Below are 15,283 nucleotides of genomic sequence, written 5' to 3'. Positions count from 1 at the left end.
GTGGATCAGTGCCCTGTGTTGGCGGACTTGCGGCGGCGCACCTGGGTAACGCGGGCGGCCAGCAGCGCGAACACGATCACGCCGACCAGCAGCAGCAACCAGACCATGTGCCGTTCCCACTTCGATTGCGGATTGCCGTCCTGCGCGATACGCGTGCCATAGGGATCCTGGCGGTCGAATTCACGCACGGCATCACTGCCGTCGAGCACGGCGAGATCGCCCCGCAGCAGCCGGAACGGGGCGCCGAACGACGGTGCCTGCGCACCGAGGTCGCTGTAGAGAACGCCCAGCTGGCCGCCGGACGACCCCACCTGCACCACCGCGGCGCGATCCAGGCCGCTGACATCCAGCAGCGGCTGTGGCGTGCCGCCGATCAGCAGGTGGCCATCCTTCAGGCCGGCCACATCCACACCGGAGGGCGCCACGCCGAACGCCAGCCACGGCGCGCCCGGGCTGACCGCGGCACCGGCATCGACGACCTTCAGTTCCGACGCCTCCGGTGATGCACCCACTGCACTGGCCACCGCGATGACCTTGCCCAGCGAGGCCGGCGCATCCTGCAGCCAAGTGACGGGCACGAATACCTGGTTGCCGCGTGACAGCTGGCTGCTGGCACCAACGAAGTCACTGCCCAGCGAACGCTTGGCCAGGGTCAGGTGGCTGCTGGGCAGGATCGATACCGGATAGCCGGTCGCCGGATCGTGGCAGTAGGGGCGTGCCGGCTGGCGCAGGAAGCTGACGCGGATCTCGTTGCGCGCTGACAGGGCGTAGGCCGGCACCTTGGCCACCAGCCGTTGCGGCTGGCCGTTGGCCGACAGCACCTTGCCGCCCAGCAGATAGTCGTTGAAGTAGATCGTCGCCACCGCGCCCTGCCCGGCCGCGTTGGGGGCCGCCGAGACGTCGATCACCACCTCCTCGGGCAGGCGGCCATCGGCCGACAGCGCGCCGAGGTCGAAGCTGCCGCTGCGGTCGGCGCGGGTCACCACATCCATGGTACCGGCGATGTTGCCGAGCCGGCTCAGCAGTACCTGGTCACCGTCCAGTCTGGGCGTTCCTGCTGCGCTGACCTGCAGGCTGCGGCCCAGCGCATAGCTGCGCCACTGTTCGGCGAACAGCCCGGCGACCTTGCCCGCCGCTGCCGGGTCGACCACCAGCGTCGGACGCCCGGCAACGGCGACCACGCTGACCGAGGCGTTGGCGGCGGGCTTTTCCAGTCCAGCCATGTCGGCACTGCGCCAGGCACTGAAGGCCGTGCCCGCATCGGCACCCGCGGCGCCGACCTGGGCAGCCAGCGCATCCAGCGCCGCGCGTACGCCGGCACGCAGTGCGTCACTGCCGATCATCACATCGGCCGCCAACGGCCCGCTGTCGCGCAACGACAGCAGCGCCCCCACTTCGGCAAGATCCTTGATCGCGTGCGCGCGCTCGCCCGCGGCCAGCGCGGCATAGGCCGGCACGCTCTGCAGGCTGGCCGGGATGCTGATGCCGGCCAGGTCGACGCTGTCACCGACCTTGGGCAGCGCCACCACCTGCACCTGCTTGCCGCCGGCCTGCAACGCGGTACCGATGCGCCAGGCCGCGTCGTAGGCGGGCGCCTGCAACGCCTTTCCATCCACCAGCAGACGCACCTGCGGTGGCAGCGCGCCCCAGGCCTTGGCCACGGTATCCACGGCACGCCCATCGAAGCGGTAGCTGAAGCGCGAGTCCGGCGACAGCCGCAGCACGTTGGCCGGCGCGCTCTGGTCGGCACACTGGTAGTCGGACACGATCGACCACCAGCCGACACCGACCCGCACGAAACCGTTCTGGCGAGGTTCGCCATCGATGGCCAGCAGCTGGCTGGCATCGCCCTGCGCGTCGGTAATCGAACGCGCGACGATCGGATCACCATCGACCGACCACAAGCCCGAGGTGCGCCCGGCGTGGCCGCGCACATAGCGCCCGTCCAGCTGCAGTTGCGCATCGCGGGTGGCGACGCCTGCCGGTACCGGCAGGTAGACCTCGCGCTGGCTCTCCTGCCCGCTCAGCACCAGCGGCTGGCGGAAGCCGAGTTCGCGCAGGGTCATCTGCCGGTTCACCGTGCTGTCGCCACTCCATTCGGCGAACTGGCCGGTGACGCTGTCGGCGGCATGGGCTGTGCCGACCGCGCCCGACAGGACGAACGCGGCGGCGGAAACAAACAGGGGAGAGCGGCCGGTCTGGGTCATGGCGTCACTTCATGCGGATGGAGGTGGGCGGCACCGCCACTGCGGAGACCGGGCGAGAATTCGGGAAGGGGCGCACCGCGCAGGGCGGCGACGATGCGGGCGCTGGCGCGGCCATCGCCGTAGGGGCTGGCATCGGGGTCGAAGCGGGTCGGCTGCGGGGGGTGTGCCAGTACCGCGTTGACCGCATCGATGATGCGCGAAGGCGTGGTACCGACCAGTGTCACCACGCCGGCCTCGACCGCCTCCGGTCGTTCGGTGACATCGCGCATCACCAGCACCGGTTTGGCCAGCGCCGGTGCTTCTTCCTGCACGCCACCGGAGTCGGTGAGGATGACGTCGGCGCGCTGCATCAGGCGCACGAAGCGCAGGTAATCCTGCGGTGGCACCAGGTGCACGTTGTCCAGGTTGCCGAGGTGGGCGTTGACCGGGCCCTGCACGTTCGGGTTGAGGTGCACCGGGTACAGCACCTGCAGGTCCGGCCGCCGCGCCAGCTCGGCCAGTGCACGGCAGATGTCCTCGAAGCCCTGGCCGAAGCTCTCGCGGCGGTGGCCGGTGACCAGCAGCAGGCGGCGCGCGGGGTCGAGCATATGGAAGGGTTGGTCGGCCTGCGCGCGCAGTGCCGGATCGGCATCCAGCCGCTGCACGGTCTGCTGCAGGGCATCGATGACGGTGTTGCCGGTGACCAGGATCTGCCCGCCCAGATGCTCGCGGGCCAGGTTGGCGCGCGAGCCGGGCGTGGGCGCGTACAGCTGGTGGCCGACCACATCGATCACCCGCCGGTTCATCTCTTCCGGCCACGGCCGGTTGATGTCGCCGGTGCGCAGGCCGGCCTCGACATGGCCGATCGGGATGCGGTGGTGGAACGCGGCCAGCGCGGCGGTCATGGCCGTGGTGGTATCGCCGTGCACCAGCACCCGGTCAGGGCGGACCTGCGTGTAGAGCGCGTCAAGCCGCTCGAACAGCCTGGAGCACAGGCCATTGAGGGTCTGGTTGGGCACCATCACATCGAGGTCATGGTCGGCGGTGATCTCGAACAGCGACATCACCTGGTCGAGCATCGCGCGGTGCTGCCCGGTGATGCAGACCACCGATTCGATATCCGCAGCCTGTGCCAAGGCGCGCACCAGGGGCCCCATCTTGATGGCTTCCGGTCGCGTGCCGAATACCGACAGGACCTTCACCGGAGCGCTCCCGAAGGCCGGCGCGGAAGGGGGCAAACAGCAGTAGCCACGTCTGGATCCTTTCGGCGTTGCCGTCCAATACCCGAAGGCAGGAGACGGTCACCTCATGAGGAAACTCCAAATTCGCGACATACATCACACTAAGGCGTCTGTATGCGCGTCGTGGCATCGATCTTCATCGTTGCAGGATCAAGACGCAGTCAACGCCGCCCGTGGAACGGGCGACGTTGCGGTGGAACGCAGCAGTGGCGCGGCCTGGAGCCGGCTTACTCGTACTGGATGGTGAACGTGGCCTGGCCGTTCGCGACACCGGCGCCGACCGTACCGGCCTGGGTCTGCACATAGCGCGCGCGCAGCGGCAGCGCCATGACGCTGGTGCCCGGCGCGGTGGTGCCGACATTGATGGTCTGGCCGAAGCGCACTTCACGCTCGGTGGTGCCATCGCGCTGGACCATCTGGATGCCGATGCGGGTGGCACTGTTGCTGGCTGCGCTGAGCTTCAGCACGCCCGGCATGTTCGAGCTGTCCTGGTCGGCATCGAGGCGGATGCCGATCTTGCTCTGGTAGGCGGCGACGTTGCTGCCCTGGCAGTTCAGCCGGATCTCGAAGTCGCGATTGACCGCGCGCGAACCGACACCGGTGAAGGTGGTGTTCGGCACGCTGCCGAAGTCGACGGCGATGTTCCGGCTGCCGGCCTGCACTTCGCAGGTCGGGCTGACCACGGTGGTACCCGAGCCCTTGAAGGTCGAGGTCAGTACCGGACGACTGGCACCATCACCGTCGAAGTAGTAGGTGGTGAAGCGGCCGTTCGGCGCGATCACGCCCGAGCCGGTCTGCGCGGCGGTCTTGATCAGCTGGATGCGGAAGGTGCCGCCGATCAGCGAGATGGTGGCATTGCCGGCAAAGTTGATGGAGTGCGGATAGTAGGTCTGGATGGCGCCGGAATCGCGGAACAGGCGAATGCCCACGCCCGGGACGTCGGTTTCATACACATTGGAGAAACCGGCGACCGGGCGCCGCTGCGCCGCGTTGACGTACTCACCGATGGAACGGCCACCGGACCAGTCGCAGCGCGCAACGCTGTTCTGCTGGGTGATCGATTCGCTGATTTCCTTGATCACGCCACCGACCGGGGTGCTGGGCAGGATCACGATCTGGCCCATGTCCATGGTCACGTCCTGCGCGGTGAACCAGCTGGACTGGATGCGGCACGACGCGCTGGCCTGTTGTGCCAGCAGCACGCCGCCCAGCAGTGCAAGGGCTGTCAGTGCCTTGCGGCCACGGGAAGAGATCATCGGCATGTTGCCTCCAGCGGGATGAAGCCGGTCTTGGACGCATCGGCGCCCGCCGGAACCTGGTAGTCGATGGTGCAGCGCTGGTCGGCACCGGCACCCCACTCCACCAGCAGGCGGCCCTGGTTCTTTTCACTGCGCACGTACAGGCGGCCACCCTGGCTGACCATGCCCACCGGCTGGCCCTGCTCATCCTTGACCTGCGCACCGAACGGCATGCTGCGGCCGTCGGTGTTGCGGACCTGGATCAGCAGCGCGTTGCCCTTGCGGGTATCGAAGCGCAGGTAGCTGATGGCACCGGCGAACGGTGCGATCGACTGGCTGGTGCTTTCCAGCTCGACGTCGTGGGCCATGCCCTGCGGATCGAGGGTGACGGTGTTGAGTCGATACGGCGACACGTACGGCACCACCGCGTAGCCGCGGCCATCGACGCGCAGGCCCGGGGCGTTGCTGACGATCGCATCGCGCGCGCCCGGCGCTTCGACCAGCACCATGGTGTCGCCACGCTGCGGGGTGAAGGTGAAGCCGCCCGGATGCACGACCACGCTGCCGTTGGCGCCGACCGAGGCCTGGCGGAAATCACGCGAGTGGCTGTAGGTGGCGTTCAATGCGGAGTAGCGGCTGCGGTATTCGGCATTGGCGATCGCGGTGGTGCCACCCTCGCGGGAATCGGACAGGGCTGCGCCGTAGCTGAAGTTGTTGTCGACGCCGGCCGAACCGGTGATGCCGACGCGGCTGTTGTCGTAGCCACCGCGGTCGCGCACGCCCAGATCGGCACTGAACGACACCGGGTGGGTGCCACGGCCCAGCGGCACGCTCATCGACAGCAGGTACTGGGTGTCGGAACGGCCCAGCACGCCTTCTTCGGTGCGCAGCGCCGAGAAGCCGTAGTTCACCGAGCGCCAGGCATTGTTGTAGCCCACCTGGTACTGCTTGGAGGTGCCGGAACGGTCATAGAAGTCACGCACCGAACCGGTCACGTACAGCGCACCGCCGCGACGGCCCAGCGGCTGGTTCAGCGTTACCTGGAACTGGCTGCGCTGGCGGCCACGGGTGGTCGGGTCGATGCCGCGCTTGTCCGAATCACGGCCATACAGTGCGTCCTGCAGGCTGTAGAAGCCTTCAGTCGAGTAGCGGTAGGCGGCCAGGGTCAGGTTGGTCCCGGTCTCGCCGATCATGTTGCTGTAGCTCAGCCGCACACTGGCGCCGGTATGGCTGCCGTAGTGGTCGAACGAGGTACGTGCATGGGTGACGTCGGCAGCGAACGCGCCGACCGGCGTGGACAGGCCGACGCCGTACAGCAGCGACAGGTAGCCGTCGCTCAGCGCGCTGCCACCGTACAGGGTCAGCTGGTTGCCGATACCGCGCTGGTAGGTGCCCTGCACCAGCCACGGCTCGTCGGCCAACAGCTTGTTGCGCACCTGGCCGGCCGTCAGCGCGTAGCGCGACACGCCTTCGCGCAGCATCTGCGGCACCGAACCGAACGGCACCTTGAATTCGCGGCGGCGGCCATCGGCCTCGATCACGCTCACTTCCAGGTCGCCGCCGTAGCCGGTCGGGTACAGATCGTCGATGACGAAGCTGCCCGGCGACACGGTGGAGGAGTAGATCAGCTGCTGGTTCTGGCGCACTTCGATGCGCGCGTTGGTCTCGGCGATGCCGCGCACGACCGGCGCGTAACCGCGCAGCGAATCGGGCAGCATTCGGTCGTCGCTGGCCAGGCTGGCACCGCGGTAACCGATCGAGTCGAACAGCTCGCCCGTCGTGTAGGCCTCACCGATGGTGAGCATGCCGCGCACCTGCGGGATGCCGCGCTGCGCATAGGTGGCGATGCTCTGCCAGTGGCGGCCGTCGCCTTCGGACCAGGTCAGGTTGGAATCGTGGCGGAACTGCCAGCCACCCAGGTTCAGGCCGGCGTTGAGTCCGAGGTAGGCACTGCGGTTGCGCTGGCCACCTTCGACGCGGCTGTCGCTGTCGATGGCATTGAAGCTGTAGCCGACGAAGCCGGCATTGATGCCGCGGTCCCACAGCGCCGGGTTGACGTAGCCGCGCGCCTCGCGACGCAGGAACACCTGCGGGATGCTGAGGTCGTAGCGCAGGTTGCCGCTGTCGTAGACACCATAGGCATTGGCCATGCGCTGTTGCACCGGCACGCAGCTGGTCTTGTCGGTCGGCAGCGTCGGGTCCTGCTGCAGCAGCACAGCCTCGCTGTCCACGCCCATTTCTTCCAGCATCGGCAGCGGCAGGCAGGCTTCCACGCGGCCCTGTGCATCGGCCTTGAACTGCAGGTCACGACGACCCTGCCAGGCACCGTTGACGTAGACATCGACGCGGTAGCTGCCGGCCACCATCGGATTGCCGTTGCTGAAGGCCGCCAGGTCGACCTGCTTGGCCTGGCCGGACAGGAAGCTGGAATTGAACTGGGCCGATTCCGGTGCACGCGCATTGGCCGCACCACTCTGCGCCATCAGCGCCTGTTCGCCGAGATTGGCCGGAGCAGCCAGCGCCCATCCTGGGCAGGCTGCACCAACAACCAGCAGGCAAAGTGCCTGATGGATCGACAATGTCAATCTGTTTCCGATCACACTGACATTCCTTCAATTCGCCGCACGGCGGCGGTGGCGGGATGCGCAGGCCCATGGCCCGCGCGGCGCGTTCAGCCCCCGGTGCTGCCGAGGCGGATGGTGTGCTCGACCCGGCCGCCGTAGTCGTTGATGGTGATGAAGCGGACCTGGTCGGTGCCCACCGGTGCGGCGAACTCCAGGCTCTGCTTCGGCGCGACCATCGCGCCCTTGTCCTCGACGGCCTTTTCACTGCTGCCGGTCACGGCATGCACTTCGGCCAGAGTGACGTGGAAGGGGCTCGGGTTTTCCACCCGCAGGCGGTCGCCCGTGCGGGTCCAGCGCAGCGCTGCCGGTGCGTCGTTGGCGACGCCCTTCAGACCCTGCGGCCGGTAGAAAAGCTTCAGGCGCGAACGGAACGCGACCTGCAGGTAATTCTGTTCGCCACTGTCGGCGTTGTCCGGCGACGGCGGCACGTCCAGCACGTTGAGCCAGAACACCGTCTCGCGATCGGTCGGCAGCTGTGCGCCGGAGAAGATCAGGCGCAGCGCCTGGCTGCGGCCCGGCTCGACGCGCGCGATCGGCGGCGTCAGCACGAACGGTGCATCGCTGGTATCGGCAGTCTGGTTGGCGTCGCCGCTGTCGATCCAGGCCTGCACCAGCGCCGGCGAATCGCCCACGTTGTCGACCTGCACGGTGACTTCGCGCGCCTGCGCCGGATAGATCACTCGCGTGCCATTGACCACCACGCCGGCCAGTGCGTTCTGGCAGAAGGGCAGCGTGAACGCTGCCAGCAGCAGCGCCCGGGGAAAGAGTGCTTTCATCGGAAGTACTACGCTCGAGGGGTGTGGCCAGGGGCCGCGGAGCACTGGCCGGCGCGTACGCCGGCCAGTGCGGGTACGGCTACGATCAGTTGTAGATGATCGTGTACTTGACGCTGCTGGTGACGTCGCCCGGGGTGGCGGCGGCAGTGGCGTAGTACTCAGCGTAGTAGTTCAGGTCGGCCGAGCCGTCGGTGCCGACGGTGACCCACTGCGAGTTGGTCTGGGCCAGGCCAGCGCCAGCAGCCTTGATCGGCAGGAACTGGTTGTTCGAGCCCAGCAGCTGCAGCTGCACGTTGGTGGCAGCGTTGGCCGAGGCCTGGTTGACCAGGCGGCCGCTGTTGAAGTCGACGGTCGAACCCGGCTCGAAGTAGGTGGCGACGTTGCCGGCGCTGCACTTGGTCAGGTTGATGGCGAACGGGGTACGGCCCGCAACGGCACCGGCGGTGGCCAGGGTGTTCTTGGACACGGTCGGCAGGTTGACGGCGAAGTCCTTGCCGCCCGGGGTCGAGATGGTGCAGGTCTTGTCGGTCACCTTGCCATTGAAGGTGATGGTGCCGTCGGCGGCGTTGGCGGCCAGCGGAGCGGCGGCCAGCATCACAGCGGCAATGAGATTGATCTTGTGCATTCGCTTTTACCTAACCCTACTGAAGAGATGAGAAGTAGAGGAGGAAGCAAGGAGCACTGCCGGGCTAACAAGACCCATCCTTGCGTCTCACCTGTGGCCGGACTCGGACATACCTTCCCCTGAATCCGTGACGCAAGTATAGGCACAACTGTGATGAAAGTCTCATTATTTTTCTGAACGCCAATTCATTGACGCTCCAAATGTGACGTGGTAGGCGAAATTGGCACCGGGGGAGCGTGGAGGTGTTGACGATGGGACGGCCGGGTCATAAACGACCGTGAATCTCGTGTTGAGCGGCGTGTTCGGCAGGCGCGGAAACCGGCCTTTTTCAGGTGGAAATCAGCTTATTTGATGCGCATCACTCTTTCTTGGTGATGGCCCTAGCAGATTCGGATTTGTCCTATTAAAGGCGGATCGAACCTGTCGCTAACTAGGACACACCGAACCAGAGAACGTGTCATGAGGAATTCCATTCTGCTGTGTGTGGCCCTGATGTCCGTCAGCGCGCTGGCCCAGGCCAGCAGCGGCAACATTCGTTTCAGCGGCCGCATCGCCGAGCCGGGCTGCACGACGAACCTGTCCCAGGGTGAGCTGAGCCTGGCGGCCTGCCCGCCGTCAGCCAAGGGCTCGACGGTGGCCGTGACGGCACTGGCCGATGGCCAGGCCGCGACGCTGCGCGATGGCAAGCGCCAGGGCCAGAAGCTGTCGGTGTCGGCCAGCGCGATGCGCGCCGGCGATATCGCCTTCTCCGAGCGCTACAGCGTGCAGGCTTCGAAGCAGCAGCCGCTGCAGGGCGCTTACCTGGTGGTCGTCGACTACCTGTAAGCCCTGCAGGCCGGTCTTACTCCGGCTGCGGCAACTCGAAGACCTGGCGCAGGTAGGCCAGGTAACCCGGGTCGTCGCACATGCTCTTGCCCGGCGAATCGCTGAGCTTGGCCACCGGCTGGCCGTTGCAGCGGACCATCTTGATGACGATGTTGAGCGGCGTCGGACCCAGATCATTGGTCAGGTGGGTGCCGACGCCGAACGCGACCTGGCAGCGACCGCGGAAGTAGTCGTACAGGCGCATCACCTTGGCGATGTCGAGCCCATCGCTGAACACCAGCACCTTGCTGCGCGGATCGACCCGGCGCTGCTGGAAATGCGCCAGCATGCGGTCGCCCCAGTCGAACGGATCGCCGGAGTCATGGCGCACGCCGTCGAACAGCTTGCAGAAGTACATGTCGAAGTCGCGCAGGAACGCGTCCAGGCCGACCACGTCGGACAGCGCGATGCCGAGGTCGCCGCGATACTCGCGCGCCCACGATTCCAGTGCCGCCACCTGCGAATCACGCAGGCGCGGGCCGAGGGCCTGGAACGCCTGCAGGTACTCATGGGCCATGGTGCCGTGCGGCGTCATGCCGTAAAGGCGCGCGAAGTGCACGTTGCTGGTACCGACCAGCTGCGGACCGAGCGCGTCGCGCAGCAGCGGCAGCAGACGGGCGTGCCAATCCCGCGAGTAGCGGCGGCGGCTGCCGTAGTCGGCGATGCGGCACTGTTCGAAACCGGGGGTATCGCGCAGCAGCGCGGCCTTGGCCTGCAGGCGGCGCTCGCCTTCGGCGAAATCGGCCGTGGTGGTGTTGCGGAACCAGACTTCGTTGATGATCGCCAGCAACGGCACTTCGAACAGGATGGTGTGCAGCCACGGGCCGGTGATGTCCAGTTCGATCTCACCGGGCACGGCCTTTGATGCGCGCAGCTGGATGTACTTGCGGTCGAGATGGAACAGGCCGAGGAAATCGGCGAAATCCGGCTTCACGAAGCGCAGGCCACGCATGTAGTCCAGCTCCGCGTCGCTGAAGCGCAGGCTGCACAGGTGGTCGATTTCTTCGTCGATCTGGTCGATGTAGCTTGCCAGGTCGATACCGGGCGTACGGCACTTGAACCGGTACTGCACCTGGGCGCCGGGGTGCTGGTGGAGCACCGCCTGCATCATGGTGAACTTGTACAGGTCGGTGTCGAGCAGGGACTGGATGATAGGCATGGAGCGGATTATGCGCCCGGCAGGGTGAACCGGGGTGCCTGCGGCCACGCCCGGCTCACGAGGAACAACATGGGTAGATCCACGCCATGCGTGGATGCTCCTGCGGCGCTACAGCGACCTGCGCAGCAGGCGTGGCACCAGCATCAGCGCATGCGCCCAGATCGCAGCCCATACCGCCGCGCGCACCGGCAGCGAACGCTGCCCGGCCTCGAACTTCTGGAAGTAACGCCACAGGCCCCTGTGCTTGTGCCATTCCACGAAGAACGGCCGTGAGCGGCTGGAGACACCGCGCACATGGGTCACCTGCAGGTCGTTGGCGATCGCCACCACCGCGCCGGCCTCGCGTGCACGCCGGCACAGGTCCAGGTCCTCGGCGTGCAGGCGATAGCCCGCGTCCCAGCCACCGATACGGTCGAACAGCGCGCGCGGCATCATCAGCAGTGCGCCGGACAGCGCAGGGACCCGCTGCAGCGCCTGGTGCGGCGCACGCGGAACCGCCAGCTTCGAGCCCTTGCCGGGCGAACGCAGCATCATCAGGAAATCCGGGTCGCGGCGGCGCACCGCCTCGTCGGCATGGCCATGCTCGTCCACCTGTTCAACGCCCAGCAGGCAGTCGCCCAGCGCTTCGGCGCGGGAGCGCAGTTCGGCCAGCGTGTCCGGCTCGACCATCAGATCCGGGTTGATGAAGGCCAGCCACGGGCTGTGCGAGTCGGCCACGCCCTGGTTGTTGGCGGCGGCGAAGCCGGGATTGTCCGGGTTGCCGACGAAGCGCACGCGCGGATCGTGGCTGGCATGCCGCTGCACGATGTCCAGGGTGCCATCCAGCGAACCATTGTCGATCACCCGGATCTCCGCCACATCCTGCGCCTGGCGCAGGCGCGAGAGGCAGGCATCGATGGTGCTGCCACTCTGGTAGGTGACGACGATGGCGGCAATGGCAACATTCAAACGGGTGGCTCCGGCACGGACGGGACGAACAGGTCGCCCTGTTCCTTCGGCATTATCGCCTGCCGCATGCGCTGCTGCAGGTCGGCGCGCAGCCCGTGCAGTGGATCGTGCATGAGGAAGTCGGCCAGCCGCGGTACCCAGGCCGGCCAGCGCGCTGCCAGGGCCTCCAGATCGCCATCGCGGCTGACCGCCTCCCCTGCCCGGCTGACAAAGGCGGTCTCGCACAGCACGTTGCGCCACCCAAGGCCGGCCATGCGCAGGCTGAGGTCGACCAGTGCCGCGTTCCAGCCCGCATAGCTATCCACGTCCAGGCCACCGGCACGACGGCGCGCGTTGCCGCGCACCAGCACCGCGTGGGTGACCGCCGATGGCAGCTCCGGGTGCAGCGTCGGCAACGTCGCGCAGGTGTGCGCCAGCAGGGCCGGGTCCTGCGGTTCGGGATTGATCTCGCCCAGCCGTGGCCACGCTGCGGTCTCGCCGGCATTGCACCAGGGGGTCGCGGTGGCAATCGCGGCATCGCGGGCGAAGGCATCCTGCAGCTGCTGCAACCAGCCGGGTGATGGCACGCTGTCAGGCGCCAGCACGGCTACGTCCAGGCCATCGCAGGCGCGCAGCATCTCGTCCAGATGGGCGACTTCGCCCAATGGCCGCGCGCGCCGGGTGTACTCGGCCTGCAGCGGCGTATGCGCCAACCAGTGTTCCACCACCGCCTGTGCGCGCGGCCCGGTCTGTGCGTCATCGGCCAACCAGACCGCGGTCCCTGGCGCCGTGCCGGCATCCAGTGCGGCCAGGCAGCGGTCGAGCGCGGCATCGTCCACGCACAGCGGCAACAACACGATCGCCCCCATCCCGCCTCCGTGGTTGTCGGTGGCCACAGCGTAGCACCGGGAGGGTATCGGCCGGGTTGCACCCGGCGCCTGCTTCAGGCCAAGGCAACAGCAACAGCCGAAGCAAAGGCGGGTTCCTTGGGGATGGCGGGGTGGGTCCGGTTGCGGGGGACGCCGTAAATACGTCCCTGTAGGCTCGGTCGCGCCTTCGACAGATTTCTGCGATCCGCCGGCAAAGGCTGGGGTCAGATCCGTTTTCCAGAGGAAAACGGATCTGACCCCATTTCCTGATTTCGAAATCTGACAGACATTCATCCACGCATGGCGTGGATCTACCGTGTCGACCAAGGTCGACACCTACCGACAGCCGCGGGAATCTGTCAGAGGTGGGGCGGTGTGGGTTGGCAGGACCGTTGGCGCCATGGATGGCGCCATCGAGCCCCCATGGACGGGTTTACGGCGTGTCCTGCCAACCCACACCGCCCCGCCATCCCACGGAATGCCCGCCGTTGCTGTTGCTGTTGCTATTGCTTCGGCCGTTGCTTCGGCGGGTGCCGGGCGCAGCCCGGCCGTAACCCCTTACTTCTTCGCGCGCGGCTGGTTCAGCGGCTCCATCGCGCGGAAGCGCTTGCTGTACTCGTCGGTCAGGTTGCGCGATTCCTGGCTGTTGCGGACGATGGTCGGGGTCAGCAGCACGATCACTTCCGAACGACGGCTGGTGCGGGTCTTCTGACCGAACAACGCACCGACCACCGGGATCCTGCTCAGCCCCGGGATGCCGCTGCTGCCGTCGGTGGCCGAATCGGTGATCAGGCCCGCCAGCATGATGGTGTCGCCGCTCTGCACCGCCGCTTCGGTGGACAGCTTCTTGGTCGAGATGCGCGGGTTGCAGTTGCGCTCGGTCGGGTTGCAGGCCTCGGGCACGTCCGAGGCGCTGCTGACTTCCTGCACGATGTCCAGGAACACGGTGCCGTCGCGGGTCACGCGCGGGCGCACCTTGAGGATCACGCCGGTGTCGATGTACTGCACCGAGCTGTAGGTGCTGGTGCCCACGCCGGTGTTCACCGTGGTGGTGTTGATCGGCACCTTGTCGCCGACGTTGAGCGTGGCCTCGGCGTTGTTGCGCACGAACACCGATGGCGTCTGCAGCAGGCGCAGGTCGGTCACCTTGTCCAGCGCGCTGACCACGGCGGCGGCATTGTGCCCGGTGAATGCCCAGCCCACACCATCATTGCCGGTCACGCCACCCGCGAAGGTATTCCAGGCACCCGCAGCGGCCGGCGGCAGGGTCAGGCCGCTGAGCGCGCCGGTCAGTGTGCGACCGGCCACGGCGTTGTCGAAGAACCAGTTCACGCCGTACTTCAGGTCACCGGTCAGCGCCACTTCGGCCACCTGTGCCTCGATGTGCACCTGCAGCGGCATCACGTCCAGCTTCTCGATCACCTCGCGGATCGAGCGCCAGGCCTGCGGCGTCGAGCGCACCAGCAGCGTGTTGGTTTCCTCCACTGCCGACACGCCGACGCGGTCGCCCTCCACTTCCAGGCTGACACTGACGTTGCCGGGCTGGCGCTGCGGCAGGTTCAGGCTGCCATTGCTGCTGCCACTGCCACTACCACTGGTTCCGCCCAGCGTCGAACCCAGGTTGCCGCTGCTGTTGTCCATGCCACGATCGCCGTCGCCGCCCAGCTGCGACGGAATGGCGCCCGGTGCCAGCGAGGCCGGGCTGGAGCCGCTGCGGTTGCCACTGCTGGCGAAGGCCTCGCTGAGACGCTCGGCCAGGTCACGCGCCTTGATGTAGCGCAGCTCGTAGGAGAACAGGCGGGCACTGCCACCAGCGGTGTCGATGCGATCCAGCCACTGCTGGATCTGGTCCAGGTAGCGGACCTGCGGCGTGATCACCAGCACGGCGTTCGCATTCTCCAGCGGCAGGAAACGGAACATGCCGGCGCTGGGCGTCTTGCTCTCTTCGCCGAACACCTTTTCCAGGTCGGCCGCGACCTGCTCGGCCTTGCCCGACTGGATCGGGAACACGCCAACCGACATGCCCGACAACCAGTCGACGTCGAAGATCTCGACGGTGCGCAGGTAGTTTTCCAGCTCGGCGCGGGTACCACCAAGGGTGATCACGTTGCGGCCGCTGTCCACGTTGACGATGGCGTTGGGGCGCGCGTACGGCTCCAGCACCTTCTTCATCTCGGTGGCGGAGATGAACTGCAGCGGCACCACGCGGACTTCGAAGCCGCGCGCACTGGCCGCCGGCGCAGTGCTCGGCGCGACGGTGCCGGCCAGCGCCTGGTCGGCGGCGACGATGTTGTAGCGCCCACCGCTGTAGACCATGCGCGCGTTGTTCCAGCCCAGCACCATCTCCAGCAGGTTCAGTGCCTGCGCCGGCGAGACCGGCTTGGGCGTGGCCAGGGTGACCGTGCCCTGCACGCCTGGTGCGATCACGTAGTTCTGGCCGAGCATGTCACCAAGGATGGCCTTGACCACCGCATGCAGCGATTCGCCTTCGAAGTTGAAGGTCGCCTCGCCGGTGCTGGCGCCATGCAGCGCCGGTGCCGGCGCACGCGCGGCCTCGCGGTTGATCATCGTGCCGGTGCCGCGGCGGATCACCGCCTGCGGTGCCCCTTGGCTTTCACGCGCGGCATCGGCAGCGACGTCGGCCGCCTGGCCGGCGTCGGCGCTGGGCGACAGGTTGCCGTTGCGCTGCACGTGCGGCGCGGACACCGTACTGCAGCCGACCAGCAGCGCGAGGGCAAAGGACCAGGGAAGAAAACGCAGGCTCATGCATTCAC

Annotated in this window: 11 protein-coding genes; 1 reads left to right on the top strand and 10 read right to left on the bottom strand. The window is 67.3% G+C overall.

Annotated features, from left to right (window positions below):
* Positions 1-5: 5 nt before the first annotated feature.
* The 6 genes from CCR98_RS03140 to CCR98_RS03115 all read right to left on the bottom strand — a co-directional run bounded on the left by CCR98_RS03140 (position 6) and on the right by CCR98_RS03115 (position 8,690).
* Complete coding sequence (locus tag CCR98_RS03140; RefSeq protein ID WP_087921501.1) at positions 6-2,207, bottom strand: hypothetical protein; 2,202 nt, start codon at positions 2,205-2,207, stop codon at positions 6-8.
* On the bottom strand, positions 2,204-3,388 hold the full coding sequence (gene wecB / locus CCR98_RS03135) for a UDP-N-acetylglucosamine 2-epimerase (non-hydrolyzing) (RefSeq protein ID WP_087921500.1): 1,185 nt from the start codon (positions 3,386-3,388) through the stop codon (positions 2,204-2,206). Before wecB ends, CCR98_RS03140 begins: the two co-directional genes overlap by 4 nt.
* A 266-nt stretch (positions 3,389-3,654) precedes the next feature.
* A complete protein-coding gene (locus tag CCR98_RS03130) occupies positions 3,655-4,689 on the bottom strand; it encodes a fimbrial protein (protein ID WP_087921499.1) in 1,035 nt (344 codons plus the stop codon).
* Complete coding sequence (locus tag CCR98_RS03125; protein ID WP_087921498.1) at positions 4,680-7,244, bottom strand: fimbria/pilus outer membrane usher protein; 2,565 nt, start codon at positions 7,242-7,244, stop codon at positions 4,680-4,682. Before CCR98_RS03125 ends, CCR98_RS03130 begins: the two co-directional genes overlap by 10 nt.
* A gap of 92 nt (positions 7,245-7,336) precedes the next feature.
* Positions 7,337-8,065: a molecular chaperone gene (locus CCR98_RS03120; RefSeq protein WP_087921497.1), complete on the bottom strand. Its 729-nt coding sequence runs from the start codon at positions 8,063-8,065 to the stop codon at positions 7,337-7,339.
* An 85-nt stretch (positions 8,066-8,150) separates the two neighbouring features.
* Positions 8,151-8,690 (bottom strand): fimbrial protein, encoded by a 540-nt coding sequence (locus CCR98_RS03115; protein ID WP_014035945.1) that lies wholly within the window; start codon positions 8,688-8,690, stop codon positions 8,151-8,153.
* Positions 8,691-9,149: 459 nt separating this feature from the next.
* Here CCR98_RS03115 and CCR98_RS03110 point away from each other — a divergent pair, with 459 nt between their 5' ends.
* Positions 9,150-9,515 (top strand): hypothetical protein, encoded by a 366-nt coding sequence (locus CCR98_RS03110; protein ID WP_087921496.1) that lies wholly within the window; start codon positions 9,150-9,152, stop codon positions 9,513-9,515.
* 16 nt (positions 9,516-9,531) lie between these two features.
* Here the strand turns inward: CCR98_RS03110 and pncB are convergent, their stop codons facing one another.
* The 4 genes from pncB to gspD form a co-directional block, all read right to left on the bottom strand.
* Entirely contained in the window at positions 9,532-10,713 is a 1,182-nt protein-coding gene (pncB, locus tag CCR98_RS03105) for a nicotinate phosphoribosyltransferase (protein WP_087921495.1), read from the bottom strand.
* Positions 10,714-10,821: 108 nt separating this feature from the next.
* Positions 10,822-11,661, bottom strand: a complete 840-nt coding sequence (locus CCR98_RS03100; protein WP_087921494.1) for a glycosyltransferase family 2 protein — start codon at positions 11,659-11,661, stop codon at positions 10,822-10,824.
* Positions 11,658-12,509, bottom strand: a complete 852-nt coding sequence (locus CCR98_RS03095; protein ID WP_087921493.1) for a glycosyltransferase — start codon at positions 12,507-12,509, stop codon at positions 11,658-11,660. The genes CCR98_RS03100 and CCR98_RS03095 overlap by 4 nt, the downstream gene beginning before the upstream one ends.
* Positions 12,510-13,067: 558 nt before the next feature.
* Positions 13,068-15,275, bottom strand: a complete 2,208-nt coding sequence (gspD, locus tag CCR98_RS03090; RefSeq protein WP_087921492.1) for a type II secretion system secretin GspD — start codon at positions 15,273-15,275, stop codon at positions 13,068-13,070.
* Positions 15,276-15,283: the final 8 nt, after the last annotated feature.

Source organism: Stenotrophomonas sp. WZN-1, assembly GCF_002192255.1.
In the GTDB taxonomy this organism is placed as follows: Bacteria; Pseudomonadota; Gammaproteobacteria; order Xanthomonadales; family Xanthomonadaceae; genus Stenotrophomonas.
This window is presented reverse-complemented; position numbering and strand designations above follow the sequence as displayed.